This is a genomic window from Thioalkalivibrio sp. ALJT (assembly GCF_000381825.1).
GTDB lineage: Bacteria > Pseudomonadota > Gammaproteobacteria > Ectothiorhodospirales > Ectothiorhodospiraceae > Thioalkalivibrio.
Window position 1 is genome coordinate 60071 of the sequence record NZ_KB907131.1, and the last position, 25820, is coordinate 85890.

Genomic DNA, 25820 nt, shown 5'->3' on the forward strand with positions numbered 1-25820 from the left:
CGTATGCTGTGCGGCCTTTTCGACGGCTGCGTCCCGGAGAGGACGCGGGTCCAGTCGCACCTCCGCGCGGGGATCGAGTTCCCGATCTGGCGTCCTGGGTGTGTCGGTCCGGCCTGGCTGCCTGACAGCGGCAGTGCCCGGACCGCCAGCCGCGCCGCGCGCGGACGCGCGACTGCATCTGTGCTTCCCGATGGCTGGCGCGCCGAAAATCCAGTATTCAAGGCTTTGAACGGGAGATCCGTATGTTTTCGATCGACATGAGTATCCACGGTTACGACGACGAACTCTGGGGTGCCATCAGCAAGGAGGCCCAGCGCCAGGAAGAGCACATCGAGCTGATTGCCTCCGAGAATTACACCAGCCCGCGCGTGATGGAGGCCCAGGGCTCCGTCCTGACCAACAAGTACGCCGAGGGCTATCCGGGCAAGCGCTACTATGGTGGCTGCGAGTACGTGGATATCGTCGAACAGCTTGCGATCGACCGTCTCAAGGCGCTCTACGGCGCCGACTACGCGAACGTGCAGCCGCATTCCGGCTCGCAGGCGAACGCAGCCGTGTACATGGCCCTGCTGCAGCCGCATGACACCGTGCTCGGCATGAGCCTGGACGCCGGTGGCCACCTGACCCACGGTGCCAAGCCGAACTTCTCCGGCAAGATCTACAACGCGGTGCAGTACGGCATCACCGACGAGGGCCTGATCGACTACGACGAGGTCCAGCGCCTGGCCACCGAGCACCAGCCGAAGATGATCGTCGCCGGCTTCTCCGCTTATTCGCGTGTGGTCGACTGGAAGCGCTTCCGCGAGATCGCCGATTCCGTGGGCGCCTACCTGATGGTGGACATGGCCCACGTCTCCGGCCTGATCGCCGCCGGCGAGTACCCGAACCCGATCGACTACGCCCACGTGGTCACCTCGACCACGCACAAGTCCCTGCGCGGGCCGCGTGGCGGCTTCATCATCACCAAGGGCCAGCCGGAGCTGAACAAGAAGTTCCAGTCGCTGATCTTCCCGGGCACCCAGGGCGGCCCGCTGATGCACGTGATCGCCGGCAAGGCGGTGGCGTTCAAGGAGGCCCTGGAGCCGGAATTCAAGACCTACCAGAAGCAGGTGATCGCCAACGCCCGCGCAATGGCCGAGGTCCTGGTCGAACGCGGCTACGACATCGTCTCCGGTGGCACCGACAACCACCTGTTCCTGCTGAGCCTGGTGTCCAAGGGCATGACCGGCAAGGCCGCGGACGCCGCCCTGGGCCGCGCCAACATCACGGTCAACAAGAACGCCGTGCCGAATGACCCGCAGTCCCCGTTTGTCACCTCCGGCATTCGCATCGGCACCGCCGCGCTGACCACCCGTGGCTTCACCGAGGCCGAGTCGCGCGAGCTGGCCGGCTGGATCGCCGACGTGCTGGATGACCACGAGAACGAGCAGGTGATCGACGCGACCCGCGACAAGGTCGTCGAGATCTGCCGCCGCTTCCCGGTCTACGGCGCCGTCGAATAACGCGGCATAGCGGCGGCCCGCCATGCGCTGCCCGGCCTGTGGCGCTCAGGAGACCCGCGTGGTCGACTCGCGGGTGGCCGGTCCCGAGCAGGAGCAGATTCGGCGTCGGCGTGAATGCCGCGCCTGCGGGGCACGCTTTACTACCTTCGAGCGGGCGGAGTTCAGCCTGCCGCGGGTGGTCAAGCGCTCCGGCGAGCGCGTCGCGTTCGACGAGGACAAGCTGCGCAGCGGGCTGCGCCGGGCCCTGCACAAGCGCCCGGTGAAGACGGAAGATGTCGAACGCGTGATCGACGACATCAAGCGCCAGCTTTCCGCCCTTACGGCCCCCGAGGTGAAGTCCGACCGTATCGGCGAGATGGTGCTGGCGGCCCTGCACGGGCTCGACCACGTGGCCTACATTCGGTTTGCCTCCATCTATCTCAGCTTCGCCAGCGTGCAGTCCTTCCGCGAGGCTATCGAGCGCCTGGAAGAGGACCTGAGCCCGGAAATGCGCCGGTCGCAGTTGCGCCTGATTGACGAAGAGGCGGCTGACGCGGCCGCGGATCGGGAGCTGACCGGGACCGGGCATGATGCGCAGGAGGAGGGTGCGTAATGGACACGCCGACCACGGAGCAGGCCACTCTCGACCGGCATTACATGGCGCGGGCACTGGGGCTGGCGGACTACGGCCGTTTCAGCACGGACCCGAACCCGCGTGTGGGCTGCGTACTGGTGCGTGACGGGCGCGAGGTGGGTGCCGGACTGCACTGGTTGGCGGGTGCCCCGCATGCCGAGGTGAACGCCCTGACGGCCGCTGGCGCCGCTGCTCGCGGCGCGACGGCCTATGTCACGCTGGAACCCTGCAGCCATCATGGACGGACCCCGCCTTGCACCGGGGAGCTGATCCGGGCGGGCGTGGCGCGGGTGGTGATCGCCATGCAGGACCCGAACCCGCGGGTCTGTGGCGGCGGCATCGCGGCACTGCGCGAGGCGGGTATCGAGGTGACTACCGGGGTCCTCGAAGAGGCGGCACGGGCCCTGAATCCGGGCTTTGTCCGGCGTATGGAACACGGGCGACCCTGGGTGCGCGTGAAGCTCGCGGCCAGTCTGGACGGGCGCACCGCGATGGCCTCCGGCGATTCGAGATGGATCACCGGCGAGGCGGCGCGGCGTGACGTGCAGCTTTGGCGTGCCCGCGCCGGTGCAATCCTGACCGGCAGCGGTACCGTGGTCACCGACGACCCGCGCCTGAACGTGCGTCTGCAGCCCGGCGCACTGGCGGCCCAGGCGGGTTTTCCCGAACTCCCTGAGGTACGCGACCTGTCGTCACGGCAACCGCTGCGCGTGATTCTGGATGCGCGTCTGCGCACGCCGCCGTCGGCGCAGATCCTGCGAACCGGACCGGTGTGGGTGCTTACCGCGCCCGGGATGGCGCAGACCCCGGCGGCGGACGCCCTGCGCGAGCGCGGGGCCGAGGTGCGCCCGGTGCCGCTGGCGCAGGGCAGGAGCGAGGGAGGTCTGGATCCGGGCACGGTACTGCAGGAGCTGGGGCGCGCGGAGATCAATGAGCTCCATGTCGAATCCGGTCCGGGCCTGGCCGGGGCCCTGGCGCGCGGTGGCTGGGTGGACGAGTGGCTGATCTATCAGGCGCCCCTGCTGCTGGGCTCGAATGCCCGTCCGCTGGTGGAATGGCCGCTGGCGCATATGGATGAACGCGCCGAACTGGAGATCCTCGAGAGCCGCTGGGTCGGCGACAGCCTGCGCCTGCGCGCCCGCCCGCGCCCCTGCCCGCGCCCCTGAGCGCCAGTTTCACGGTGCAGAAGGTCCGGGACGGTTTCACCGGAAGAGGGGCGGGTGGAAGGCCGGTTGGGTTGGAAAGGGCGCGCGCAATGGCTGTGCTGGGGCCGACCCCCACCATTCGTTTTGGTCCTTCACCGTAATGTCCCTGCCAGTCTTCCTGCCTTCCTGTGAATCGTCCCGGACGCCTCTGCGTATGCTGCGCGTTGAACCGGAGGCTTTCGGGAAGAACCGGGTAAAAGGCCGGGGCGTGGTGCGAAACCACCAGGGTTTCCCTATGATGGGCGCCTTTTCGCACCTCGTACCGGGGTTGCGCACCAAGAAAGCAAGGCCCATGTTTACCGGAATCATCGAGACCCTTGGCAGCCTGGATCGCCTGACCCCCAGCGGCGGTGATGTGCGCCTGCACGTGAATGCCCCCGGGATGGATCTGTCGGACACGCGCCTGGGCGACTCCATCGCGGTCAACGGCGTGTGCCTGACCGTGACCGATCTGACGGATACGGGGTTTGCCGCGGACGTCTCGCGCGAGTCCCTGAACGTGACCACGCTGGGCGGGCTGGGGCCGGGCGACCGGGTCAATCTGGAGCGGGCCCTGGCGCTGGGCGACCGCCTCGGTGGCCACATGGTCTCGGGCCACGTAGATGGTGTGGGCGAGGTGGTCGCGATGGAGGCGGATGCACGGTCGACCCGCGTGCGCTTCCGTGCCCCCGCCGCGCTGGCGCGCTACATCGCCGCAAAGGGCTCGATTACCATCGACGGGACCAGCCTGACCGTGAACCGGGTCGATGGCGCCGAGTTCGAGGTCAACATCATCCCGCACACCTGGTCGTTGACCCGTTTCTCCGTGTATGCCGCAGGCATGCCGGTGAACCTGGAGGTCGACCTGATCGCCCGCTACCTGGAACGCCTGATGCTGGGCGAGCGCGCGGCGGAGCCGGGCGGGGCGGGCGAGCTGTCCGAGGCCTGGCTCGCCGCACAGGGCTTTCCCAATCATTCCGGGTCGCGCGACTGAGCGCACGGCCCCCGACCGAAGGCACGCATGGAATTCTCCAACACCGAAACCATCCTTGAGGAACTGCAGGCCGGGCGCATGGTGGTCATCGTCGACGACGAGGACCGCGAGAACGAGGGCGACCTGCTGATGCTGGCCTCGCACGCGCGGCCCGAGGACATCAACTTCATGGCCAAGTACGGCCGCGGGCTGATCTGCCTGACGCTGACCCGCGAGCGCTGCAAGCAGCTGGCGCTGCCGCTGATGGTGACCGACACCAACGACGTGCACGGCACCAACTTCACGCTGTCCATTGAGGCCGCCGAGGGCGTGACCACCGGCATCTCCGCCTACGATCGTGCGCACACCATCCGGACCGCGGTCGCGCCCAACGCGAAGCCCGAGGATATCGTCCAGCCGGGGCACGTGTTCCCGTTGATGGCGCAGCCGGGCGGGGTCATCGTGCGCGCGGGCCATACCGAGGCCGGCTGCGATCTCGCGCGCCTGGCCGGCGCCGAGCCGGCTGCGGTGATTGTCGAGATCCTGAACGAGGACGGCAGCATGGCGCGGCGTCCGGATCTCGAGCGCTTCTGTGCCGAGCACGATCTGAAGATGGGCACCATCGAAGACCTGATCCGGTACCGGATTGAAAACGAAAAGACCGTGCGCCGGGTCTCGGAGCGTCCTTTCCCGACCGAGTACGGCGAGTTCCGCTTGCTGGCGTTCGAAGACGAGGTCGACCACCAGCTGCACTTTGCGCTGGTGCGGGGCGAGCCGAAGCCGAACACCGATGTGCTGGTGCGCGTGCACCTGGAAAGCACGTTGCATGACACCCTGGGGTATGCCGGCCCGGATCGTGGGTGGCCCCTGGATGATGCCCTGCGCCGGATTGATGCGGCCGGGGAAGGGGTGGTGGTGCTGCTGCGCAAGCACGAGAGCTCGGAGGCGCTGGCGCAGCGCCTGGAACAGCTCGGGCAGCCGTCGCAGGAGGAGCGCGGCGGGCGTGAGAACTCGGCGGAGTGGCGCATGTACGGTATCGGTGCTCAGATCCTGGCGGACTGTGGTGTCGGGCGCATGAAGCTGATGTCCGCGCCCAAGCGCTTTCATGGCCTCGGCGGCTTCGGCCTTGAGGTCGTGGACTACGTCCACGAGTAAGCGCACCGGGGGCCTTGAGTCCGGCCGCCTGCCTTGTTGTGGTTGGCCCTGGTTCGTCCTCGGGTGTTTACGGTGGCTCCGGTCCGCATAGTGCCCGGCGCTGACTCGCCAGCGCGCCGCGAGGTACTTCTTTGCTCGTGCAAAGAAGTACCCAAGAAACACGCCCGACTGCCGCGACCCCGGCCCGCTGCGCGGGCCGGGGTTTCCCTCGCTCCGAGGGTTTTCGCGGGCGGCGCTGAACTCGCTGCGCCTGCGGCTTCGCTCAAACATCCAGCGCCTCTGATCCCGCGAAAACCCTCTCCGCTCGGCGCGACGACAACGGGGGGTCAAGGTCACGATAACGGCGGTCCACAGGTTCGTGGTAATGGATGAAGGCTAGGTCTTCGAGCATCTTGGGCACGCTCGGCCTGCGGCCATGGCGTGCCGCGCCCGCGAGCGGGCGCCGGGGGCTTTCCGACGGCAGTGCGCATTGTGGTGTCGTGGGGCTGAGATACCTTCTGTCTTGACCTTCGCCTCCCGTATGGAGCCCCTTGCGGAAGGGTTCTCGGGCCGGCCCGTTTTCCATAAATTCGGGGCGCTGGATGTCTGAGCGAAGCGCAGCGTAGCGAGTTCAGCGCCGCCGGCCCGAGGGCCCTGGAGCGAGGTTCCCGGGCGAAATCCAGGTGCGCCTCGACGGGTCCTTTCTTGGGCAAGCAAAAAAGCCAGTTGTTGATCAAAAACGGGCGGGGCGCGCTGGCGAGTCAGCGCCTGGCAGGTGGCGGACCGGGGGCACCGTAAACACGAACGACGAACCATAGCCAGCCACAACAAGGCAGGCGGCTCGCTGCGCGATTCGTGCGGGCGCGCTCTACCGCGCGGGTTCGCGGTGCTACACTAGGCGGCCTTTGCAACTCGGCCCCGCGGGGCGGCCCCAAACGGCCGCCTCGTCTCCGTCTCAATCGGAATGAAACCATGCACGACATCAAGACCCTGGAAGGCGTATTCACCGACGCCGCCGACCATCGCTATGGCCTGCTGCTGGCGCGTTTTAACAGCCTGATCGTCGAGCGCCTGCTGGAAGGCGCGGTGGATACCCTGAAACGCCATGGCGTGCAGGAGAAGAATCTGACCATCGCGCGGGTGCCGGGGGCCTACGAGCTGCCGCTGGCGGCCCAGGCCATGGCCCGGTCCGGTCAGTACGATGGCGTGATCGCACTGGGTTGCGTGATCCGGGGGTCCACCCCGCATTTCGACTATGTTGCCGGCGAGGCGGCCAAGGGCCTGGCGCAGGTGCAGATGGCCGAGGACCTGCCGATCAGCTTTGGCGTGCTGACAACGGACTCCATCGAGCAGGCGATCGAACGGGCCGGTACCAAGGCGGGCAACAAGGGCGCGGATGCGGCCATGGGCGCGATCGAAATGGTCAGCCTGCTGCGTCAGTTGCGTGGCTGAGCCCGCGCCTTCCCGTGCCGTTTGCCGCTACCAACAGGCCTGCCGTGACTGAATCCTCCGACTCCCGCCCCGAGGGCCGCAGCCCGCGCAACAATAATGCCGGCGGCAAGCCCGGCCGTGCCCGGCGGCCCCGCAGTACGCCGGAGCAACGCGCCCGGCATGCGCGTTCCTTCGCGCGCCGGCGCGCGATGCAGGCGCTTTACTCCTGGCAGATGACCGGCGCTCACCCCAAGGACATCCTGGCCGAGTTCCGCGACGACGAGGAGCACGCCAAGGCAGATGCCGAGTACTTTCGCGAACTGCTGATCGGCGTGACCCGTGATCGCGAGGCCCTGGATGCGCGTATGGAACCCTACCTCGGGCGCCCGCTGGCGCAGCTCGACCCGGTGGAACACGCGCTGCTGTGGCTGGGGCAGTGGGAGCTGTCCGAGCGCGTCGATGTCCCCTATCGCGTCGTCATTAACGAGGCGGTGGATCTCGCCAAGCGCTACGGGGCCGAACAGTCGCACCGCTACATCAATGGCGTGCTGGACCGGCTGTCGGTCGATCTGCGCGGCGCGGAACGTTCCACACGGCGCTGACCCGGGCGGGTCAGCATCACGGCCATGGCTGGCCCCGATTCTGAATTCGACCTGATTCGGCGCTACTTTGACGCGCCGGCCGCGGCGCGTGTATCCGGCGCGGGTGTGCGCCTGGGGGTTGGTGATGACGCCGCGTTGCTGGCGCTGCGGGAAGGCCATGAGCTGGTGGCCAGCGTCGATACCCTGGTCGAGGGTACCCATTTCTTTCCCGATCACCCTGCGGCCAGTGTAGGCCACAAGGCCCTGGCCTCGAACCTCAGCGACCTGGCGGCGATGGGCGCCGAACCATCGGGCGCACTGCTGTCACTGACCCTGCCTCGGGTGGATCATGCGTGGCTGGCCGCTTTCAGCCAGGGGTTTCTGGCCCTGGCCTCGGCGGCGGACGTGCCGCTGGTGGGGGGCGATACCACCCGCGGACCGCTGGCGGTCAGCGTGACCGTGCTGGGGCAGGTGCCCGCTGGCCAGGCCCTGCGGCGCGCCGGGGCCCGGCCCGGTGATCGCCTGGTCGTGACCGGCGCGCTGGGCGGCGCCGCCTTCGGACTGGAGCAGGAGACCCGCCGCCGCGCCGCGGGTACGGGCGCGGCAAACGCGGATGCCCCTGCCTGCGAGCGCCTGTTCTGGCCCAACGCCCGACTGGAGGTCGGGCGCATGCTGCGCAATCGGGCGCGGGCCGTGATCGACGTCTCCGATGGCCTGCTGGCGGATCTTGGCCACCTGTGTGCCGCCTCCGGCTGCGGCGCCCGCATCGACTGGCCGGTCGTTCCGCTGGACCCGCTGCTGGCGCAGGCGCCACCGGCCGAGGCGCGTGCTGCGGCGCTGGGTGGCGGCGAGGACTACGAATTGCTGTTTGCCCTGCCGGCCGACGAATCACTGGACCTGCTGGCGTTCGGCGTGGATGCCCCGCTGACGGTGATCGGCGAGTTTACGGAGACTGCGGGGATTGTGGTGGTAGACGCAGCGGGCCAGCCACTGGACGTGGCCCGAGCGGGCCACGATCATTTCGCCGGGGCCGAGGCGAACAAACCAGAAGCCATGCCAACGGGACAGGGGACCGATGTCGAAGCCAGAGACTGACAAACCGAAGATGCCGCCGGCGAAGACCGTGTTCGGCGACCCGATTCACCTGCTCGCCTTTGGATTTGGCAGCGGGCTGTCGCGCTGGGCGCCGGGCACCACCGGTTCGCTGGGTGCGCTGGTGCTGTACTTCGCGATCATGAACTTCCCGGAATGGGCCTACATCGCCGTGACCGTGATCGTGGTCATGGCCGGCTTTCATATCTGTGGCGAGAGTGCCCGCAAGCTGGGCGTGCACGACCATCCCGGGATTGTCTGGGACGAGTGGGCGGGTATGCTGATCACGCTGGCTTTCGCCCCCGCCGGGCTCATCTGGGTCCTGATCGGTTTCCTGCTGTTCCGTCTCTTCGACATCCTCAAACCCTGGCCGGCGAATTATTTCGACCAGAAGTGGGAAGACGGCCACGGGATCATGATGGACGATGTGGTCGCCGGTTTGTACGCGGGGTTTGCCCTGGTGATCCTCGGCGGTCTCTACCAGCAAGGCTTCGGGGTCGCCCAGTAACCTGCGCACTCCCGGACTGACCCCGACCGCTTTCCGGGGAAAGACTGACCCGCGGGGCTGGGAATCTCTGGATTGCTGGGCCAGACTGGGCGGCATGACACGCACAATCGTTGGTGGCACCCCGTCGGCGCGCCCGGAGAGCCTGGCGCAAAAGCCGGTGCTGGTGGTGGACGACTTTCACAATATGCGCAGCACCCTGCGGCAGATGCTGCTGACCGCGGGGTACGAGACGATCGATGTGGCCGTGGATGGCGAAGATGCCATCGACAAGCTGACGCAGCGGCGTTACGAGATCGTGTTGTGTGACTACAACCTGGGCGAAGGGCTGGATGGCCAGCAGGTGCTGGACCTGGCCCGTGCACGGGGGCTCCTCGAGGTCTCGACGCTGTTCATCATGGTCACCGCGGAAACCACCAGCGACATGGTGATGGGTGCGGTCGAGAGCATGCCCGATGGTTATCTGTCCAAGCCCTTTAGCAAGGATCTGCTGGCAGTGCGACTGGACCGCGGATTGCGCCGCAAGCAATCCCTCAAGCGGCTGGACCCGTTCCTGCGTCGGGGCGATCTGGCCGGGGCCATTCAGGAAGCCGGACGGATGCTCGACGCGGGCGAGGGCCGCGAGTCGGACCTGATTCGCCTGCGCGCGTACTGGGCGTGGCAGACAGGGGACCTGGACCTGGCCCGGACGAGCGCCCGCACTGCGTGGGAGAACGTGCGTGTGGCCTGGGCGGGCAGCCTGCTGGCCGACCTGGATGCGCTGGCCGGCGAGGTGGCGGTGGCCGAGGCCGGTTATCGCGAGGTGATGCGGGAGACCCCGCAGTTCATGCCGGCTCATGATCACCTGGCCACCCTGCTGAAGGGTCAGGGTCGGGCTGCGGAGGCGCTGGAGATCCTGCGTGCGGCGGCGGAGCGTTCCCCCAAATCGCTGGGACGTCAGCGCGCCCTGGGCGAGCTGGCACAGGCGAACGGGGAGGCGGAACTGGCCCTGCAGGCCTGGCGGCGGGCGCTGCGCATCGCGCGTCAGCTCGGGCAGCCGCACCCGTCCGATGCGGTGGGCCGGATCGGGGCCCTGATCGCCAGCGGGGACACCCGCAAGGCGCGTCAGGCCGTGCGCGATCTGGACCGCGATTTCGCGAATCATCCGGAGCAGCCCTGGTACTCCGTGCTGGCACGCCTGCGCCTGGCGGCGGGTGGGGCGCGTGGCGAGATGGACGGCGCGCTGCGCGCACTGGAGGCCCTGCCGGCCGAGGGCATGCCGGAGCCGGTGCGTGAACCGCTCAATCACGTCCTGGCCGAACTGGGGCAGACCTGATGCCGGCCCGGGTTCGCGTTGCTCGCACGGGCTCGGTGCACGCGCCGGGTCGTGCGGCTGGCAGGGTTGCGTGCCAGCCGGGGCGGTCGTGATGAATCGGATGGATTTCAACACGTTGATGGCGATCGGCATTCACGACATGAAGGGATCGCTGAGTGAGGTCATCAGCACGATCTCGGAGCTGGTGGACCCGGTGACGGGCGAGTGCCGCTGCGAGCGCGACCGCCTGATCCATCTGCAGTACGAGGCGCAGCGGGTCAACGACACCCTGGTGCAGCTGCTGACCCTTTATCGTCGCAACGAGGGCTTTTATACCCCCCGGTTCGTGCCCACCACGGTCTATGACCTGCTGGAGGAACAGGCCCTGCGGCAGAAGCCGCTGATGGATTATCGCGGCGTGGTCTGCGAAATCGATTGCGATGAAGACCTGACCTGGCCCCTGGATGCCGAGTTGATGGGCGGTCTGCTGGAAAATGTGATCACCAACACCCTCCGCTATGCCGGCGGCCACATCCTGCTGACCGCGGCGCGTGACGGGGACTGGCTGCGGATTGCAGTGGAGGACGACGGTCCCGGGTTTCCCGAATCCATGCTGGGCCGGCGTGATGCGGACCAGCAGGGGGTTCTGGAGCGGTCCGAAGGGCGTACCGGGCTGGGCCTTTACTTCTGTGCGGTGGTTGCGCAGCTGCACGGCCGTCCGTTCCCCCGCGAAGCGGACGAAGACGCGCCGGCGTCGGAGCCAACCGGGTTTGTGGAACTGCGCAACAACGGCGTGCTGGGGGGCGGGGCGTTTGTAGTAAGGCTTCCCCGGATCGCATCGCGCTGAGGCGCACCCCCACGTTGCTTCCCCGGAGTGATTACACTGTGGCGCGCCTGGATTATGATCGCAGCGTACATTGATTCGGGGTGCCGACACACGGAGGCGAGATGGCATTCGACCCGGTAGTTCTGTTCTTTCTGTTGGGTGCGGTCGCAGGGCTTGCGAAGTCGGACCTGAAGATCCCGATGGCGATCTACGAGGCGCTGTCGATCTACCTGTTGCTGGCCATTGGCCTGATGGGCGGGGTCAAGCTGGCCGAGAGCGAACTGCTGCCGCTGTTGCTGCCCGGCCTCGCCGTGCTGGCGGTCGGGTCCCTGATTCCGCTGATCGCATTCCCGATTCTGCTCTGGCTGGGGCGCATGCCGCGTGCCGACTCCGCCTCCATCGCGGCGCATTACGGTTCGGTCTCGGTGGTGACCTTTTCTGTGGCGGTGGCGCTGCTGGCCTCGCGCGGGATCGACTACGAAGGTCACATGGTGGTCTTCCTGGTGCTGCTGGAGATGCCGGCCCTGATTATCGGCATCCTCCTGGCCCGCATGGGCAGCAAGGGGCCGACCCGCTGGGGCAAGACCATGCACGAGGTGTTCTTCGGCAAGAGCATCTTCCTGCTGGCCGGTGGTCTGGTGATCGGCTTTATTGCCGGTCCGGTGCATATCGAGCCGCTGGAGCCGATGTTCTTCGACCTGTTCAAGGGGGTGCTGGCACTGTTCCTGCTGGAGATGGGGCTGGTCGCCTCCAGCCGTATCGCCGACGTGCGTCAGTACGGGTTCTTCCTGGTGGCCTTTGCGATCGTGATGCCCATCGTCTCGGCTGTGCTGGGGACGCTGCTGGGCTACGCCCTGGGGATGTCGATGGGCGGCACGCTGCTCCTGGCCACCCTGTATGCCAGCGCGTCGTACATAGCGGCACCGGCGGCGATGCGCATTGCGGTCCCGCAGGCCAATCCGGCGCTTTCAATTGGCGCCTCGCTGGGTGTCACGTTCCCGTTCAATATCTTCGTGGGGGTTCCGCTCTATTTCTGGATGGCCCAGACCCTCTATTCGCTGGGAGGCTGATTCGATGCAATCCGATGACATGCACCTGTTGACCGTAGTGGCCGAGGCAATCCTCGAGGAGCTGCTGATCGACGAGGTGCGCGCCATGGGCGCGGCCGGTTATACCGTCACTGATGTGCGTGGCTGGGGCCGGCACGGCAAGCGCCGGGGCAACTGGCGAGCCGGCGGCAACATCAAGCTGGAGGTGGTGGGCTCGGCCGATTTGTGCGAACGGATCGCGGCCCGGTTCAAGGAGCAGTTCGAGGCCGATTACGGCCTGTTGATGTTCACGGTGCCGGTGGCGCTGAAGAACTGAGTCGGGATGGTGTGGAGTGAAATACTTCGCGAAATGAGCAGGAACTCGAGGCCATGATTTGAGGAACGCCGTTTGGACTGCTAGGCATGAGGGTCAAACGATCGGGCACCAGTGCCCGCAAGGAGGACCGGAATGACGCAGTTTCGTACAAGCGCACGGTTGCTCGCGCTGAGCTCCCTGTTCGTTGTGGGCGCGGCCCATGCCCAGGCACCGCAGCAGGGGGCAGAAGCGGGACCGGGTAGCATGGGGCAGGACACGCCGCCTGCTGAATGGGGTGCGCCACCGGCGCGCGGGCAGGAGGGTCCCGGGCAGGATGGCTTCGGGCCCGGCGCCCCCGGTGGACAGGGGGGCATGCCGGGTGGCCAGGGCGGCGCGCCGGCTCCGGAGAGTGGCCCGGAACACGGTCAGGGGGTGCCGCCCGGGCAACCACAGCAGGCACCCGGGCAGCCATCCGGGCAACCACCGGCACAGCCGCCGGCACAGCAACCTCCGGGGCAGCAACCTCCGGGGCAGCAACCTCCGGGGCAGCAACCTCCGGGGCAGCAACCTCCGGGGCAGCAACCTCCGGGGCAGCAACCTCCGGGGCAGCCACCGGGGCGGGTGGATCGAGAGCCCTCGCAGCCCCCGGCTTCGGATGGTATGCCGACCGAGCAGGAACGAGGCCAGGAGTGGGGCCAGCCGCGTCAGGATGCGCCACCACTGGGGCAGGACGGCCGCCCGGATGGCCAGGATGCACCGCCGCTGGGCGGGCAGCCGCCCGCAGCTCCTGACACCGGCGTCCCGCCGGACAGCCCCTTCAAACCGCCGGCCGCGGACGATGAATCACCGTTCGAGTAAGTCACCCGCCCGCGCCGCCCCCTGGAAAGGGGCTTCATAAGGCCATCCAGGTTTGTTCAGCGTTTCCAGAGCGGGCGGTGGGGGGCGTTTCATGTCCGGGCGAGGATGCGGTAACGGCCGGGGTGGCCGTTGCTGCCGGACTCGACCAGTACCACCGTAGCAGCTCGCCAGCACACGGGGGGGTCGATCCGGTCCTGTGAGGGCGGATCTGCGTGTCGGCGCAGGGATACATGAGGCCGGAACGGCTGAGCCGGACCCGTATCGATGCTGCAGTCATCACAAAGGGCCTGTGCCCGCTCCGCGAGAGTGGCCAGCGCCTGGGGCGGGGCGCTGGGGCCAATCCAGGTGATGCGCGGGCCGGAGAAGTGACCCAGTTGGTCCAGCGTCAGCTCGATGGTGTCCGTGGCGAGCTGCGTGATACCGGCAGACAGGCATTTCGCCCGGGTGGCGGGGATCGGGCCGGCAAAGGCGAGGGTCAGGTGCAGGTGCGCCGTGGGCACGGCGCGGCCGGGCCCGTCCAGGCGGGCGGCGACCCGGGCCAGCGCAGCACGGCTTTCGGTATCCGGCCACAGGGCCAGAAACACACGCTGCATATCGGTCTTGCTCGCCATGCCTGCGAAGCTCAGGTACGCGGGCGGGGCAGGTTTTCGCGCTGGCGGCGTTCCCAAAGGGTCTTGCGGCTGATCCCCAGGGCCCGTGCCAGCTCGGTTTCGGTCATCCGGTCCTGGTTTTCCTGGACGAACTGGCGGAAGTACGCGTTGAGGCTGGAGTTTCCGGGCGGGCGCCGGGTGGGGAAGGCCGGGTTGGGCACATCATCGCTACCCTCCGGACGGCCCGTTTCCAGGCCCATGTGTTCCGGTTCGATATGGCCGTCCGGACTGAGTACCCAGCCACGCTCCACGGCATTGGCGAGTTCCCGTACATTACCCGGCCATTCCTGGGCCTTGAGCGCGGCCTGCGCGGCCGGGGTGAACCGTGGGGTTGCCCCCGGTCCGGCGAGGCCCTGCAGGAAATGGTGCGCCAGGGGCAGGATGTCCTCGCGGCGTACGCGCAGCGGGGGAATGGAGAGCTCCAGCACGCGCAGGCGGTAGTAGAGGTCGGCACGGAAGGCCTGCTCCGCGATCATGCCCTCCAGGTCGCGGTGGGTCGCGGCGAGCAGGCGTACGTCCACCTTCAGGTTTTCGTTGGCCCCGACCGGGCGGATCTCGCCATCCTGCAGGACCCGCAGCAGACGGGCCTGTGCGGCGGGTGCGAGTTCGCCGATCTCGTCCAGGAACAGCGTGCCGCCGTGAGCGCTCTGGATCAGGCCAGTGCGGGCCTTGACCGCCCCGGTGTAGGCGCCCTGGGCGTGCCCGAACAGTTCGGCCTCGACCAGGCCCTCGGGGATGGTCGCGCAGTTGACGGCCACGAACGGTCCCCCGGCGCGCGGACTCAGCTCGTGCAGGGCGCGCGCTGCCAGCTCCTTGCCGGTGCCGGATTCACCGCGCAGGAGTACGGTCGACTGGGTGGCGGCCACGCGCTGGATCTGGTCGCGCAGCTGCTGCATGGCGGTGCTGTCGCCAACCATCCCCAGGCCCGGCGACGACGCGGCCGGCTCCGGCGTGCTGGGCGCCCCGGAGGGCCTGCGTTCGTGTTCTGCGCGTGCGCGCAGGGCGGCGCGCAGGGTCAGCAGCAGGGCGTCATGGTCGAAGGGCTTGGCGATGTAGTCGGCGGCCCCTTCCTTCATCGCGTTGACGGCCGACGGGACCGAGGCATAGCTGGTCATGATGACTGTTGGCGTGCCGGAGCACTCGGGCAGCAGCTCGATGCCTTCGCCGTCCGGCAGGCGCAGGTCGACCAGCCGCAGGTCGTAGGGCATTGCCGCCGCCAGTGCCCGCGCCGCGGCCAGGTCCTCGGCGACGTCCACTTCGAAGTCGTGGTGCTCCAGGAACCGGCGCACGGCGCGGCGGATCGGGGCTTCGTCGTCTACGAGCAGGATGCGGGTCATGAGTCTTGGCGTGGCAACATGAGCAGGAATCGGGCGCCACCCTCGGGGCGGTTGGCGGCCATCAGGGTACCACCGTGGTCGCGCACGATGCTGTAGGCAACCGGCAGGCCCAGGCCGGTGCCCTGACCCGCCGGTTTGGTGGTGAAAAAGGGCTCGAACAGGCGTTCCAGGCTGGATTCCTCGATCCCGGGGCCGGCATCGTCGATCGTGATCTGGATGTGGCGCCCATGCAGCCGCGCCGCGATGGCGACCGTGGAGGCCTCGGGTGCGGCCTGCTCCGCATTGGTCAGCAGGTTGATGAACACCTGCAGCAGGGTGGCGTGGGAGCCGCGAACGTGCAGCCCCTCCAGCCCCCGGGTGGAGAACTGCAGGTCCTTGCGTCCGGCCAGACGGGTCAGGCGGATGGCCTCGGCCACGAGATCATCCAGGGCGATGGTCTCGAAGCGTCCGGCGGACGGGCCTTCATCGGCGTGGGCAAAGGTGATCAGGGACTGGACGATGGCGTTGATGCGTCGCGTCTGCGCCAGGATGTCGTCGGCGATGCCGCGGATCTCCTCCGGGTCGTCTTCCAGTGGCACGGTCTGCGCCAGCGAGGCGATCCCGGTCAGGGGGTTGCCGATCTCGTGGGCGACCCCGGCGGCAAAGCGGCCGATGGAGGCCAGGCGGTCCCCGTGGGCAATCTCGGACTCGAGCTGGGCGCGTTCGGTCACATCCTCGATCAGGACCACACGCCCCTCCAGCTGGCCGTGGGCATCCTGCAGTTCCGAACGGTGCAGGTTCAGGCGCCGATTGCCGGCGGGCAAATCCACGTGCAGTTTGTACCACTGTCGGTCCGGGGCCTCGAGAAAGGCCGTCAGCAGGCCGCTCCAGGGGCTTTCCAGCTGGGTGATGTTCTGCCCCACGGCATCCTCCGTGGGTATGTCGGTCAGCCGCGCCAGCGCCTGGTTCCAGCCGGTGATCTCGCCGTTGTTGGTCAGGCTGGCCACCCCCAGCGGGAGTTCGTGCAGGATCTGGCGGTGAAAGCGGCGCAGGGCATCCAGCTCCGCGGCCAGCCCCGACAGCGGCAGGGCGCGGGTCTCGAGCTGTTCCTCGATGCGGCGCAGGCTCTCACTGAGGGTGTGGCGCCCGGCGGCATCCAGGCGCAGGTGCTGGTCGACGATCATGCGGGCCAGTACCGGCCCGAGCAGGCCGGACAGGTTGCGCTCGATGCGCTCGCGTAGCTGGCGCAGGTCGCCACGCGAGCGCGTGTGCCGCGGCAGTCCCAGCTCGTCCAGTGCCCGCTGTATCTCGTGATGGGCGGCACCGGGCCCCAGCGTTGCCGCCAGGGCGGTCTCCATCTCCGTCACGTCCCCGGCCAGGGGCAGGCCCGTGCCCGCGCCGCCGGCCTCGTTCGGGCAGCAGGCGCGTCCGGCCTCGGCCTCCTCGCGGTTCGGGTGGCTGAGCAGGGAACCGATGACAAACAGCAGGGCGTTGGCGCCCAGGCTCAGCATCAGGGCAAAGGACCAGGGGTCCAGTATCCCGGCGTGCAGCTGCTGCTGCGGGTCCGGGAGCCCGGTGGCGATGCCGGCATCCGACAGCAGCGGCATCACCAGTGTGAACGCCCAGCCGGCAATGCCGGCGGCCAGACCCAGCAGGAAGCCAACCCGGGTGGCCTGTTTCCACAGCATCAGACCGATCAGCCCCGGTAGCAGCTGGGCCACCGCGGCAAACGAGATCAGCCCCAGCTGCGCCAGGCCCTCGACCACCTGCAGCAGCCCGTAGAACGCGTAGCCCAGGCCGATGATGAACACGATCCAGATGCGGCGCCCCCACAGCAGGCGGGTGTAGATGTTGGCGCTGCGCTCTTCCTCGTGCAGTCGCGTCAGCGGGGACAGGTAGTTGGTCCCCATGTGGGCCAGCGCAAGGGTGGTCACGATCATCATGGCGCTGGCGGCCGACAGTCCCCCGATGAAGACCAGCAGGGCCAGGCCGGGGGATTGCAGGAGCCCGGCGATACCGATGGCGTAGTAGTTGGGCGAGATGTCCAGGGCCATCGCTTCGCCGGCCCAGTAGAGCACCGGCATGGGCAGGTTCAGCAACAGCAGGAAGACGGGGAAGGCCCAGGCCGCGGTGTTCAGGGCCTGCGGATTGATGTTTTCGGTGAACAGCATGTGGAACTGCCGCGGCAGCAGGAAAGCCGCGGCAAAGGCCAGGATCATCATTGCGAACCAGCCCCCCTCGCGTACCGGCGCGTACAGGGCATCGACTGCCTCGGGGTGCGCGGCCAGCCAGTCGTGGAGACCGCCGAAACCGCCGAACACCGCGTACAGGGCCACGCCGGCGATGCCGAGAATGGCGATCAACTTGACGATGGATTCGAAGGCGATGGCGAGTACCAGCCCGGTGTGTTTCTCGCGCGGGGCGATGTGGCGGGCGCCGAACAGGATCGCGAACAGCGCGATGGTCGCGCTGAAGGTCAGGGCCAGCAGGTGGGGCGGGGTTTCGGCGGTCAGGACCGCGGCCGATTCGGCAACCGCCTTGATCTGCAGCGCGATGTAGGGGAGCACCCCGGCCAGCATGAACAGGGCCACCACCGGACCGGTGAAGCGGCTGCGGTAGCGAAAGGCGAACAGGTCGGCCAGCGAGGTCAGTTGATGTTCGCGGGTCAGGCGCAGGATCGGGCGCAGTAGCCAGGGTGTGGCGGCAAAGGCGAGGGTGACCCCGAGGTAGATCGTCAGGTACAGGTAGCCCTGGTCGGCGATGAAGCCCAGGTTCCCGTAGAAGGTCCAGGAGGTTGCGTAGACCCCCAGCGACAGGCTGAAGACCCAGCCGTTCGCGGCGATGCGGCCGACCCGCGGCACGCGATCCGCGAGGAAGGCGATGCCGAACAACAGGGCCAGGTAGGCGACCCCGACGGCATAGATCAGACCGAGGCTAAGGGTCACGTCGGCCGCTCCGGCTGCAGGCCGCAATTGCCGCGACAAATCCCGCCCAGGCCACAAACGGCCACCACCAAGCGGGGCTCAGGTCGGCCACCCAGATCACCACCGGACTCAGGAACAGCAGGGCCCCGAGGAGGGTGACCAGGATCGCGCGCGGGGCGTCCACGATCAGACGCCCGGCCGCGCAGAACCGCCATGCGGCGCGAGCACCTGCGGGGCCTTTCGGATTGGCGCACGGCGGGTCAGCATGCGGCGAGTCTACACCGCGCCGGCCTCTCCGGGCAGCGTGGCCTGCGCGGGCAGGTATGCGGCCAGCGGCCTTTGCCGTAGCCGTTCCAGGGCCTCGCCCAGCTGACGATCGGGTCGGTCCGGGGCCTGCAGGTCGGCCGGTGCCAGGCCGATCCGCGCCAGGGTGTCGGCCAGCTGGCGGCGCGCCGCATCGCCCTGAATCGCGGCCGCGCCGGTGGCCTTGGCCAGCTTGTGACCGTCCGCGGCGACTAGGACCGGATGATGGGCATAGGCGGGTGGGGGCTGATGCAGCATCCGGTAGAGCTGCATCTGGCGGGGCGTGGAGCCCAGCAGGTCGATCCCGCGAACGACATGGGTCACTCCCAGCGCGAGGTCGTCGACCACCGTGGCGAGCTGATAGGCGACGACGCCATCGGCGCGGCGGATCACGAAGTCACTGCCCAGGGCCTCGAGATCAAAGGCGATGGCACCCAGGAAGCGGTCCTCGATGCTCCAGTAGCGGGTGTCGATACGGGCACGCAGGGCCCGGGGTTCGCGATCGGGCGGCAGACCGTCGCGACAGGTGCCCGGATACACCGGCCCCTCCCAGCCAGGCCGGCCGTGACGGGCGAGGTCCTTGCGGGTGCAGCCGCAGGGAAAGGCCCGGTCGTGGTCGCGCAGGGTCTGCAATGCGTGCCGGTAGGCGGGCTCGTGCTGGCTCTGCCGGGTGACGGTGCCATCCCAGGCCAGGCCGAAGGCCTCCAGCGCCCGCAGAATGGCGTCCGCCGCCCCGGGTTGCACCCGGGGGCGGTCACTGTCATCGAGGCGAAGGTGCCAGCGGCCGCCGCGGCTCCGGGCATCCAGCCAGGAGACGACGGCGGCGAGCAGGGAGCCCGCATGCAGCGGGCCGGAAGGGGTCGGGGCAAAGCGGCCAACGTAGGGCGTGGCCGCAGCGGTTGGTTCGGGCGTGTGGTTTGCCACCCGGCCGGTATCAGGCCCGCTGCTTTTCCTTGATCTCGTCGAGCTGCTTGCAGTCGATGCACATGGTGGCCGTGGGGCGGGCCTCCAGGCGGCGAATGCCGATTTCGACACCGCAGGCCTCGCAGTAGCCGTAGTCCTGCGTCTCGATCTTGCGCAGGGCCTCGTCAATCTTCTTCGACAGCTTGCGTTCTCGATCGCGGGCGCGCAGTTCCAGCCCGAATTCTTCTTCCTGCGTGGCACGATCGGCGGGATCGGCAAAATTGGCCGCGTCCTGGCGCATGTGGCCCACGGTGCGGTCGACTTCCTCGGCCAGTTCCTGACGCCATGCCCGCAGCAGGCTGCGGAAATGCTCCAGCTGGTCGGGATTCATGTACTCTTCGTCCGGCTTTGGCTGGTAGGGCGCAATGCCTCCGGCGACCATGTGCTGGGTGGAGGGCTTGTCGGACTTCTTGTCTGCAGCCATGCGGGGTTACTCCGGCTGGAAAAATGAGGCGCACTTAGTACCAGAGTCGGGCGAGCCGAGCAAGCCTTGTGCCATGAAACCAGCGTTCGTCCCGGGGCTGGCCGGGGTGTGCCACGTGCGGGGCGCCGCAGTCGCCCGTCACACGGGGAACGAACAATCGGGCAGGAAACAGGAATGACGCAATTGCAGGCACTGATCTTCGATGTCGATGGCACCCTTGCCGATACCGAGCGTGACGGGCACCGGGTGGCGTTCAACCGCGCGTTCGCGGAGGCCGGGCTGGACTGGGAGTGGAGCGTCGAGCGCTATGGCGAATTGTTGCGCGTAACCGGCGGCAAGGAGCGGATCCGCCAGTATCTGTCCGAGGACCATCCATCGGCGCTGGCGGAACCCGGCATCGACACGCGTATTCGCGAGCTGCATGCGGCCAAGACACGTCACTACGTGGCCATGCTGAAAACCGGCGCGATCCCGCTGCGTCCCGGGGTGCGCCGGCTGCTGGATGCGGCCCAGGCGGCGGGACTGCGTCTGGCGATTGCCACGACGACCACGCCGGAGAACGTGACCGCCCTGCTGGAGGCGACCCTGGGCAGCGCTGGTCCCGGTCGTTTCGAGGTCATCGCGGCCGGTGACGTGGTCCCGGCCAAGAAACCCGCGCCGGACATCTTTACGTACGCGCTGGAGGCGATGAACCTGCCCGCCAGCGCCTGCCTGGCGCTGGAGGATTCCGACAACGGGGTGCGTTCCGCGCGTGCAGCCGGGCTGGAGGTGGTGGTTACCACCAACGACTACACCCGTGCTCAGGATTTTACGGGTGCGCTGGCGGTGCTGGATGGCTTCGGTGAACCGGATCAGCCCGCCCGGGTGCTGGACGGGCCCTTGCTGGAAGGCCCGGTGGTCGATGTGGCGACACTGCGGGCCTGGTGCGCCGGGGCAGGGGCGTAGACTCCGGGGGATCCGGCGCGAAGGCGGATTCCGGCCGGGAGCCGGGGCGGCAATGCGCGAATTCATGGAATATTCGGGCCGGGGGCCTCGCGTGGTAGGATTTCCGCTTTAATCCCATTATCCAATCGGAACCGCATGAAAAGCGCCGACATTCGCCGGAGTTTCCTCGAATTCTTCGAAGGGCATGGTCATACGATTGTGCCGTCCAGCCCACTGGTACCGGGCAACGATCCCACGCTGCTGTTTACCAACGCGGGGATGGTGCAGTTCAAGGATGTGTTCCTCGGGCGCGAGAAGCGTCCGTACACCCGGGCGGTGTCCACGCAGCGCTGCGTGCGCGCGGGCGGCAAGCACAACGACCTCGAAAACGTCGGCTACACGGCGCGTCACCACACGTTCTTCGAGATGCTGGGCAATTTCAGCTTCGGCGACTACTTCAAGCGCGATGCGATCCACTATGCCTGGCAGTTCCTGACCGAAACCCTCGGCCTGCCGCCGGAAAAGCTGTGGGTCACGGTGTACGAGACCGACGACGACGCCTACAACGTCTGGGCCAACGAGATCCAGGTGCCGGCCGAGCGTATCATCCGCATCGGCGACGACCCCGATGGCGGTTCCGACAACTTCTGGCAGATGGGCGATACCGGCCCTTGCGGCCCCTGCACCGAGGTGTTCTACGACCACGGCCCGGCGGTCGCGGGCGGCCCGCCCGGCTCCCCGGACGAGGACGGCGATCGCTACATCGAGATCTGGAATCTCGTGTTCATGCAGTACGACCGCGACGCGGACGGCACGCTGAACCCGCTGCCGCGCCCCTCGGTGGATACCGGCATGGGTCTGGAACGCCTGGCCGCCGTGCTGCAGGGCGTGCACTCCAACTACGAGATCGACCTGTTCCAGGACCTGATCGCGGCCGCCGCGCGCGTGACCGGGGCGAAGGAGAGTGATTCCGCCTCGCTGCGCGTGATCGCCGACCACATCCGTTCCATCGCCTTCCTGATCACCGACGGCGTGCTGCCCTCGAACGAGGGCCGCGGCTACGTGCTGCGCCGTATCATCCGCCGCGGCGCGCGCCACGGATTCAAGATGGGCGCGCAGGACGCTTTCCTCTACCAGATGGTCGGCGACCTGGTGCATGCGATGGGCGAGGCCTTCCCGGAGCTGGCCGAGGCGCAGGCCCGGGTCGAACAGGTGCTGGAGAAGGAAGAGCGCAAGTTCCTGGAGACCCTCGACAAGGGCATGAAGATCCTCGAGGACGACCTGCGTGACCTGAAGGGCACGGTGATCCCGGGCGAGACCATCTTCCTGCTGTATGACACCTATGGCTTCCCGGTGGACCTGACCGGCGATATCGCGCGTGAGCGCGGGCTGGAGCTGGACATGGCGGGCTTCGAGTCCGCGATGGCAGCACAGCGCGCCCGGGCCCGAGCCGCCAGCCACTTCTCCATGGACGATGGCGGCCTGCCGCAGGTCGATGTCGAGACCACATTCTCCGGCTACGAGACCGTCGACGACGAGGGCCGTGTGGTCGCGCTGTACCAGAACGGCGAGCCGGTCGAACGACTGGAGGTCGGTGCCGAGGGCCTGGTGGTACTGGACCGCACGCCGTTCTACGGCGAGTCCGGTGGCCAGGTGGGCGATGTCGGCACGCTCAGTGGCTCCGGCGTGCGCTTCCAGGTCGCCGATACCCGCAAGCAGGGCGCGGCGCATATCCATGTCGGCCAGGTCCGCGCCGGGACGCTGGAGGTCGGCCAGACGCTGCAGGCCGCGGTCGAAGGCCCGCGCCGCGAGAACATCCGCCGCCACCACTCGGCGACCCACCTGCTGCACAAGGCCCTGCGCGACCAGCTGGGCGATCATGTCCAGCAGAAGGGTTCGCTGGTGGACCCTGATCGCCTGCGTTTCGACTTCACCCACATGGAGCCGCTGACCGACGCGCAGCTACGCTCTATCGAGGCCCAGGTGAACGCCGAGATTTTGGCTAACGAGGCCACCGATACCCGCGTGATGGACATCGAGTCAGCGATGGAGTCCGGTGCGGTCGCGCTGTTCGGCGAGAAGTACGGCGACCAGGTGCGGGTGCTGAAGATCGGCACCTCCGTCGAGCTGTGTGGTGGCACACATGTGGATCGTACCGGCGATATCGGGCTGTTCCGCATCACTTCCGAGGGCGGGGTGGCTGCCGGTATCCGGCGCATCGAGGCGGTGGCCGGCGAGGTCGCCCTGCACTGGGTCGACCAGCAGCTCGGGTATCTCGACGCGATTGCCGATCGCCTGCGCGCCGGGCGCGGCGAGGCGGCCGACAAGGTCGCTCAGCTGCAGGAGCGTTCGCGCGAACTGGAAAAGCAGATCGAACAGCTCAAGGGCAAGCTGGCCAGCCAGGCCGGCAGCGATCTGGCCTCGCAGGCGCAGGAGATCGGCGGCGTGCAAGTGCTGGCCGCGAAGGTGGACGGTGTGGAGCCCAAGGCCCTGCGCGATATGGTCGACCAGCTCAAGCAGAAACTCGGCAAGGCCGTGGTGGTCCTGGGGAGCGCCACCGGCGCGGGCAAGGTCAGCCTGGTGGCGGGTGTCACCAAGGCCGAGACCGGCCAGTTCAAGGCCGGTGACCTGGTCGGCCATGTCGCCGCGCAGGTGGACGGCAAGGGCGGCGGTCGCCCGGACATGGCAATGGCCGGCGGTCAGAGTCCGGACAAGCTGGAGGCCGCACTGGCCTCGGTTACGGATTGGGTGCGCGAACGCGCCTGACGGCTCCCGGGGGCGGGTGCTCCATCATCGCGAGGGGCAACGTACCGGGCGGATTGCCGGTGCCCGGGCGCCGGGCGGGCATGGCGGTTGCGGTCGGAAGGTTGCCGCGGGGTCTCGCAACGGCGCAGCTTTTGTTGTCTAATGGTCGGCTTTTCAGGAAACGCTAATGGATGGGGCGCGCCCTGTCCGGACGGCCGCAAGGGCCGGGCACGAAACGGAATCTTCAAATGGCGTTGCTGGTACTCAAATTTGGCGGCACCTCGGTGGGTTCGCCCGAACGCATCCAGGCAGTCGCGGAACGCGCCCTGAAACTGCGCGAGGAAGGGCACCGGCTGGTGATCGTCGTCTCCGCCATGAGCGGCGAGACCGATCGCCTGCTGGGGCTCGCGCACGCGCTGAACCCGCGGGCGGATGGCCGCGAGCTGGATGTGCTGCTGTCCACCGGCGAGCAGGTCACCATCGCCCTGCTGTCGATGGCGCTGGAGGCGCGCGGCTGCGAGGCACGTTCCTACACCGGCGCGCAGGTGACCATTCGCACCGACAGCGCGCATAACAAGGCGCGCATTCGCAGTATCGACGATGCGCGTGTGCGTGCCGACCTGGAGGCCGGTCGCGTTGTGGTGGTGGCCGGTTTTCAGGGTGTGGACGAACACGGCGCCATCACCACGCTGGGCCGCGGCGGCTCGGATACCACCGCGGTCGCGCTGGCCGCGGCGCTCAAGGCCGACGAGTGCCGGATCTACACGGATGTGGATGGTGTCTACACCACCGATCCGCGGCTGGTGCCCAGCGCCCGGCGCCTGGACAGCATCACCTTCGAGGAGATGCTGGAGATGGCCAGCCTGGGCTCCAAGGTGCTGCAGATCCGCGCGGTGGAATTTGCCGGAAAGTACAACGTCCCGTTGCGGGTGCTGTCTTCGTTCGAGGATGGCCCGGGAACCCTGATTACCACGGAGGAGGATGCGCAGGTGGAACAGGCGCTGGTTGCGGGCATCGCGTTCAATCAGAACGAAGCCCAGCTCACGGTTCAGGGCGTCCCCGATCAGCCGGGGGTCGCGCATCGCATCCTCGGCCCGATCGCGGATGCCAATATCGAGGTGGACATGATCGTGCAGAACGTCGGCGGGGATAACTCCACCGATTTCACGTTCACCGTCCATCGCAATGACTACGACAAGGGCCTGGAGATCCTGCAGGCGGCCGCCCGCGAACTGGGCGCGCGCGAGGTCTCCGGAGATACCCACATCGTGAAGATCTCGGTGGTGGGTGTCGGCATGCGTTCGCATGCGGGTATCGCCAGCAAGATGTTTGAGGCCCTGTCGCGCGAAACCATCAACATCCGGATGATTTCCACCTCGGAAATCAAGATCTCCGTGGTCGTGGATGAGAAGTATCTCGAACTGGCCGTGCGCGCATTGCACGACGCCTTTGAACTTGAACGGGAACCTGTCGGTCAATAGGGAACGGTTAGGGATGACAGACCGTAAAACGGTTACCGGACGACCGACTGCGTCCGACACAGGCACAGCGGAGAAGAGCATGCTCATTCTGACTCGACGTGTGGGCGAAACGCTCATGATCGGTGAAGACGTGTCCGTCACCGTCCTCGGGGTCAAGGGCAATCAGGTTCGTATCGGCATCAACGCGCCTCAGGACGTTGCCGTCCACCGCGAGGAGATTTTCCAGCGTATACAGCGGGAATCGAATGTTGCGGATGATGAGGAAGGGAGCGGCAGCTCCGGCGGGGGTCCCGCCGGCACCGGTGGTGCGGCAGCCTCTGCGCGCGACGACTGACCCTCCCGCCTGGTACGGAAAGGCCCGGAGGCATGCATTCCGCCTCCGGGCCTTTCATTTGGCGGCGCAAGATCGTATCCTGTGCCGCGTTTCGGAGAGTTGGCCGAGTGGTCGAAGGCGCTCCCCTGCTAAGGGAGTATGGGTCAAAAGCCCATCGAGGGTTCGAATCCCTCACTCTCCGCCAAATACTGTGAAGGGGCCCGAGAGGCCCCTTTTGCATGTCTGGCCCCCGCGGTCCGGGGATTCGAACCCGAGAGATAGAAAACGATGGTTCGACCGGTGGCGCGCAGCGACACCGGAACGCCGCAGCGTAGCGAAGGCGGCCCGCAGGGCGACCGGCGCAGCCGGGCGTAATCCCTCACTCTCCGCCAAATACTGTGAAGGGGCCCGAGAGGCCCCTTTTGCATGTCTGGCCCCCG

General features: G+C 67.7%; 24 protein-coding genes, 1 tRNA gene and 2 pseudogenes. 21 read left to right on the forward strand and 6 right to left on the reverse strand.

Going from position 1 to position 25820, the window contains the following annotated elements; translation table 11 throughout:
- Window positions 1-242: 242 nt before the first annotated feature.
- The 16 genes and pseudogenes from glyA to G332_RS13805 all read left to right on the forward strand — a co-directional run bounded on the left by glyA (window position 243) and on the right by G332_RS13805 (window position 13337).
- Complete coding sequence (glyA, locus tag G332_RS0111365; protein WP_019627115.1) at window positions 243-1502, forward strand: serine hydroxymethyltransferase; 1260 nt, start codon at window positions 243-245, stop codon at window positions 1500-1502.
- A gap of 22 nt (window positions 1503-1524) precedes the next feature.
- Window positions 1525-2094: a transcriptional regulator NrdR gene (gene nrdR / locus G332_RS0111370; protein WP_038059753.1), complete on the forward strand. Its 570-nt coding sequence runs from the start codon at window positions 1525-1527 to the stop codon at window positions 2092-2094.
- A complete protein-coding gene (gene ribD, locus G332_RS0111375) occupies window positions 2094-3281 on the forward strand; it encodes a bifunctional diaminohydroxyphosphoribosylaminopyrimidine deaminase/5-amino-6-(5-phosphoribosylamino)uracil reductase RibD (protein WP_019627117.1) in 1188 nt (395 codons plus the stop codon). The genes nrdR and ribD overlap by 1 nt, the downstream gene beginning before the upstream one ends.
- A 331-nt stretch (window positions 3282-3612) precedes the next feature.
- Entirely contained in the window at window positions 3613-4293 is a 681-nt protein-coding gene (locus G332_RS0111380; protein ID WP_019627118.1) for a riboflavin synthase, read from the forward strand.
- 27 nt (window positions 4294-4320) lie between these two features.
- A complete protein-coding gene (gene ribBA, locus G332_RS0111385) occupies window positions 4321-5427 on the forward strand; it encodes a bifunctional 3,4-dihydroxy-2-butanone-4-phosphate synthase/GTP cyclohydrolase II (RefSeq protein WP_019627119.1) in 1107 nt (368 codons plus the stop codon).
- Between the two features lie 368 nt (window positions 5428-5795).
- Window positions 5796-6016: pseudogene (locus tag G332_RS13880) on the forward strand (hypothetical protein).
- 362 nt (window positions 6017-6378) lie between these two features.
- Window positions 6379-6858 (forward strand): 6,7-dimethyl-8-ribityllumazine synthase, encoded by a 480-nt coding sequence (gene ribE / locus G332_RS0111390; RefSeq protein WP_018872703.1) that lies wholly within the window; start codon window positions 6379-6381, stop codon window positions 6856-6858.
- Between the two features lie 44 nt (window positions 6859-6902).
- On the forward strand, window positions 6903-7439 hold the full coding sequence (gene nusB / locus G332_RS0111395; protein WP_019627120.1) for a transcription antitermination factor NusB: 537 nt from the start codon (window positions 6903-6905) through the stop codon (window positions 7437-7439).
- 24 nt (window positions 7440-7463) lie between these two features.
- A complete protein-coding gene (gene thiL / locus G332_RS0111400; protein ID WP_019627121.1) occupies window positions 7464-8513 on the forward strand; it encodes a thiamine-phosphate kinase in 1050 nt (349 codons plus the stop codon).
- A complete protein-coding gene (locus G332_RS0111405; RefSeq protein ID WP_026340822.1) occupies window positions 8494-9018 on the forward strand; it encodes a phosphatidylglycerophosphatase A in 525 nt (174 codons plus the stop codon). The genes thiL and G332_RS0111405 overlap by 20 nt, the downstream gene beginning before the upstream one ends.
- Before the next feature lie 94 nt (window positions 9019-9112).
- Entirely contained in the window at window positions 9113-10330 is a 1218-nt protein-coding gene (locus G332_RS0111410) for a response regulator (RefSeq protein ID WP_019627123.1), read from the forward strand.
- A gap of 91 nt (window positions 10331-10421) precedes the next feature.
- Complete coding sequence (locus G332_RS0111415) at window positions 10422-11156, forward strand: sensor histidine kinase KdpD (RefSeq protein WP_026340823.1); 735 nt, start codon at window positions 10422-10424, stop codon at window positions 11154-11156.
- Window positions 11157-11257: 101 nt separating this feature from the next.
- Entirely contained in the window at window positions 11258-12205 is a 948-nt protein-coding gene (locus G332_RS0111420) for a sodium-dependent bicarbonate transport family permease (protein ID WP_019627125.1), read from the forward strand.
- 4 nt (window positions 12206-12209) lie between these two features.
- Complete coding sequence (locus G332_RS0111425) at window positions 12210-12500, forward strand: hypothetical protein (protein ID WP_019627126.1); 291 nt, start codon at window positions 12210-12212, stop codon at window positions 12498-12500.
- Between the two features lie 313 nt (window positions 12501-12813).
- Window positions 12814-13038 (forward strand): annotated as a pseudogene (locus G332_RS13885) (pentapeptide repeat-containing protein); the annotation flags it as partial.
- Window positions 13039-13139: 101 nt separating this feature from the next.
- A complete protein-coding gene (locus G332_RS13805) occupies window positions 13140-13337 on the forward strand; it encodes a hypothetical protein (RefSeq protein ID WP_019627127.1) in 198 nt (65 codons plus the stop codon).
- Between the two features lie 89 nt (window positions 13338-13426).
- Here G332_RS13805 and thpR read toward each other — a convergent pair whose 3' ends face one another.
- From thpR to dksA, 6 genes are all read right to left on the reverse strand, one after another.
- Window positions 13427-13948, reverse strand: coding sequence for an RNA 2',3'-cyclic phosphodiesterase (gene thpR / locus G332_RS0111435; RefSeq protein ID WP_019627128.1), 522 nt, complete (start codon window positions 13946-13948; stop codon window positions 13427-13429).
- 11 nt (window positions 13949-13959) lie between these two features.
- Window positions 13960-15324: a sigma-54 dependent transcriptional regulator gene (locus G332_RS0111440; RefSeq protein WP_019627129.1), complete on the reverse strand. Its 1365-nt coding sequence runs from the start codon at window positions 15322-15324 to the stop codon at window positions 13960-13962.
- Window positions 15321-18248: a sensor histidine kinase gene (locus G332_RS0111445; RefSeq protein ID WP_019627130.1), complete on the reverse strand. Its 2928-nt coding sequence runs from the start codon at window positions 18246-18248 to the stop codon at window positions 15321-15323. The genes G332_RS0111440 and G332_RS0111445 overlap by 4 nt, the downstream gene beginning before the upstream one ends.
- Window positions 18238-18411, reverse strand: a complete 174-nt coding sequence (locus G332_RS13715) for a hypothetical protein (RefSeq protein WP_019627131.1) — start codon at window positions 18409-18411, stop codon at window positions 18238-18240. The genes G332_RS0111445 and G332_RS13715 overlap by 11 nt, the downstream gene beginning before the upstream one ends.
- 92 nt (window positions 18412-18503) lie before the next feature.
- A complete protein-coding gene (gene gluQRS / locus G332_RS0111455) occupies window positions 18504-19454 on the reverse strand; it encodes a tRNA glutamyl-Q(34) synthetase GluQRS (protein ID WP_019627132.1) in 951 nt (316 codons plus the stop codon).
- 10 nt (window positions 19455-19464) lie between these two features.
- Window positions 19465-19917, reverse strand: a complete 453-nt coding sequence (gene dksA, locus G332_RS0111460) for an RNA polymerase-binding protein DksA (RefSeq protein ID WP_019627133.1) — start codon at window positions 19915-19917, stop codon at window positions 19465-19467.
- A gap of 174 nt (window positions 19918-20091) precedes the next feature.
- Here dksA and G332_RS0111465 point away from each other — a divergent pair, with 174 nt between their 5' ends.
- The 5 genes from G332_RS0111465 (at window position 20092) to G332_RS0111485 (ending at window position 25585) form a co-directional block, all read left to right on the forward strand.
- Window positions 20092-20862 carry an HAD family hydrolase gene (locus tag G332_RS0111465; RefSeq protein ID WP_019627134.1) on the forward strand — a complete coding sequence of 257 codons (771 nt, stop codon included), beginning with the start codon at window positions 20092-20094 and terminating at the stop codon, window positions 20860-20862.
- Window positions 20863-20997: 135 nt separating this feature from the next.
- Entirely contained in the window at window positions 20998-23607 is a 2610-nt protein-coding gene (alaS, locus tag G332_RS0111470; protein ID WP_019627135.1) for an alanine--tRNA ligase, read from the forward strand.
- 227 nt (window positions 23608-23834) lie between these two features.
- Window positions 23835-25067 (forward strand): aspartate kinase, encoded by a 1233-nt coding sequence (locus G332_RS0111475; protein WP_019627136.1) that lies wholly within the window; start codon window positions 23835-23837, stop codon window positions 25065-25067.
- A 79-nt stretch (window positions 25068-25146) separates the two neighbouring features.
- Window positions 25147-25401, forward strand: coding sequence for a carbon storage regulator CsrA (gene csrA / locus G332_RS0111480; protein WP_019627137.1), 255 nt, complete (start codon window positions 25147-25149; stop codon window positions 25399-25401).
- A 93-nt stretch (window positions 25402-25494) separates the two neighbouring features.
- Window positions 25495-25585, forward strand: a tRNA-Ser gene (locus G332_RS0111485).
- The last annotated feature ends 235 nt before the right edge of the window (window positions 25586-25820 follow it).

Coding starts and splice junctions, on each gene's coding strand:
- alaS (WP_019627135.1), top strand. CDS start 20,998: ATGAAAAGCGCCGACATTCGCCGGAGTTTCCTCGAATTCTTCGAAGGG.
- ribBA (WP_019627119.1), top strand. CDS start 4,321: ATGGAATTCTCCAACACCGAAACCATCCTTGAGGAACTGCAGGCCGGG.
- csrA (WP_019627137.1), top strand. CDS start 25,147: ATGCTCATTCTGACTCGACGTGTGGGCGAAACGCTCATGATCGGTGAA.
- G332_RS0111475 (WP_019627136.1), top strand. CDS start 23,835: ATGGCGTTGCTGGTACTCAAATTTGGCGGCACCTCGGTGGGTTCGCCC.
- G332_RS0111415 (WP_026340823.1), top strand. CDS start 10,422: ATGAATCGGATGGATTTCAACACGTTGATGGCGATCGGCATTCACGAC.
- G332_RS13805 (WP_019627127.1), top strand. CDS start 13,140: ATGCCGACCGAGCAGGAACGAGGCCAGGAGTGGGGCCAGCCGCGTCAG.
- G332_RS0111410 (WP_019627123.1), top strand. CDS start 9,113: ATGACACGCACAATCGTTGGTGGCACCCCGTCGGCGCGCCCGGAGAGC.
- ribD (WP_019627117.1), top strand. CDS start 2,094: ATGGACACGCCGACCACGGAGCAGGCCACTCTCGACCGGCATTACATG.
- glyA (WP_019627115.1), top strand. CDS start 243: ATGTTTTCGATCGACATGAGTATCCACGGTTACGACGACGAACTCTGG.
- G332_RS0111405 (WP_026340822.1), top strand. CDS start 8,494: ATGTCGAAGCCAGAGACTGACAAACCGAAGATGCCGCCGGCGAAGACC.
- ribE (WP_018872703.1), top strand. CDS start 6,379: ATGCACGACATCAAGACCCTGGAAGGCGTATTCACCGACGCCGCCGAC.
- G332_RS0111425 (WP_019627126.1), top strand. CDS start 12,210: ATGCAATCCGATGACATGCACCTGTTGACCGTAGTGGCCGAGGCAATC.
- G332_RS0111440 (WP_019627129.1), bottom strand. CDS start 15,324: ATGACCCGCATCCTGCTCGTAGACGACGAAGCCCCGATCCGCCGCGCC.
- nrdR (WP_038059753.1), top strand. CDS start 1,525: ATGCGCTGCCCGGCCTGTGGCGCTCAGGAGACCCGCGTGGTCGACTCG.
- thpR (WP_019627128.1), bottom strand. CDS start 13,948: ATGGCGAGCAAGACCGATATGCAGCGTGTGTTTCTGGCCCTGTGGCCG.
- G332_RS0111465 (WP_019627134.1), top strand. CDS start 20,092: ATGACGCAATTGCAGGCACTGATCTTCGATGTCGATGGCACCCTTGCC.
- G332_RS0111420 (WP_019627125.1), top strand. CDS start 11,258: ATGGCATTCGACCCGGTAGTTCTGTTCTTTCTGTTGGGTGCGGTCGCA.
- dksA (WP_019627133.1), bottom strand. CDS start 19,917: ATGGCTGCAGACAAGAAGTCCGACAAGCCCTCCACCCAGCACATGGTC.
- thiL (WP_019627121.1), top strand. CDS start 7,464: ATGGCTGGCCCCGATTCTGAATTCGACCTGATTCGGCGCTACTTTGAC.
- G332_RS0111380 (WP_019627118.1), top strand. CDS start 3,613: ATGTTTACCGGAATCATCGAGACCCTTGGCAGCCTGGATCGCCTGACC.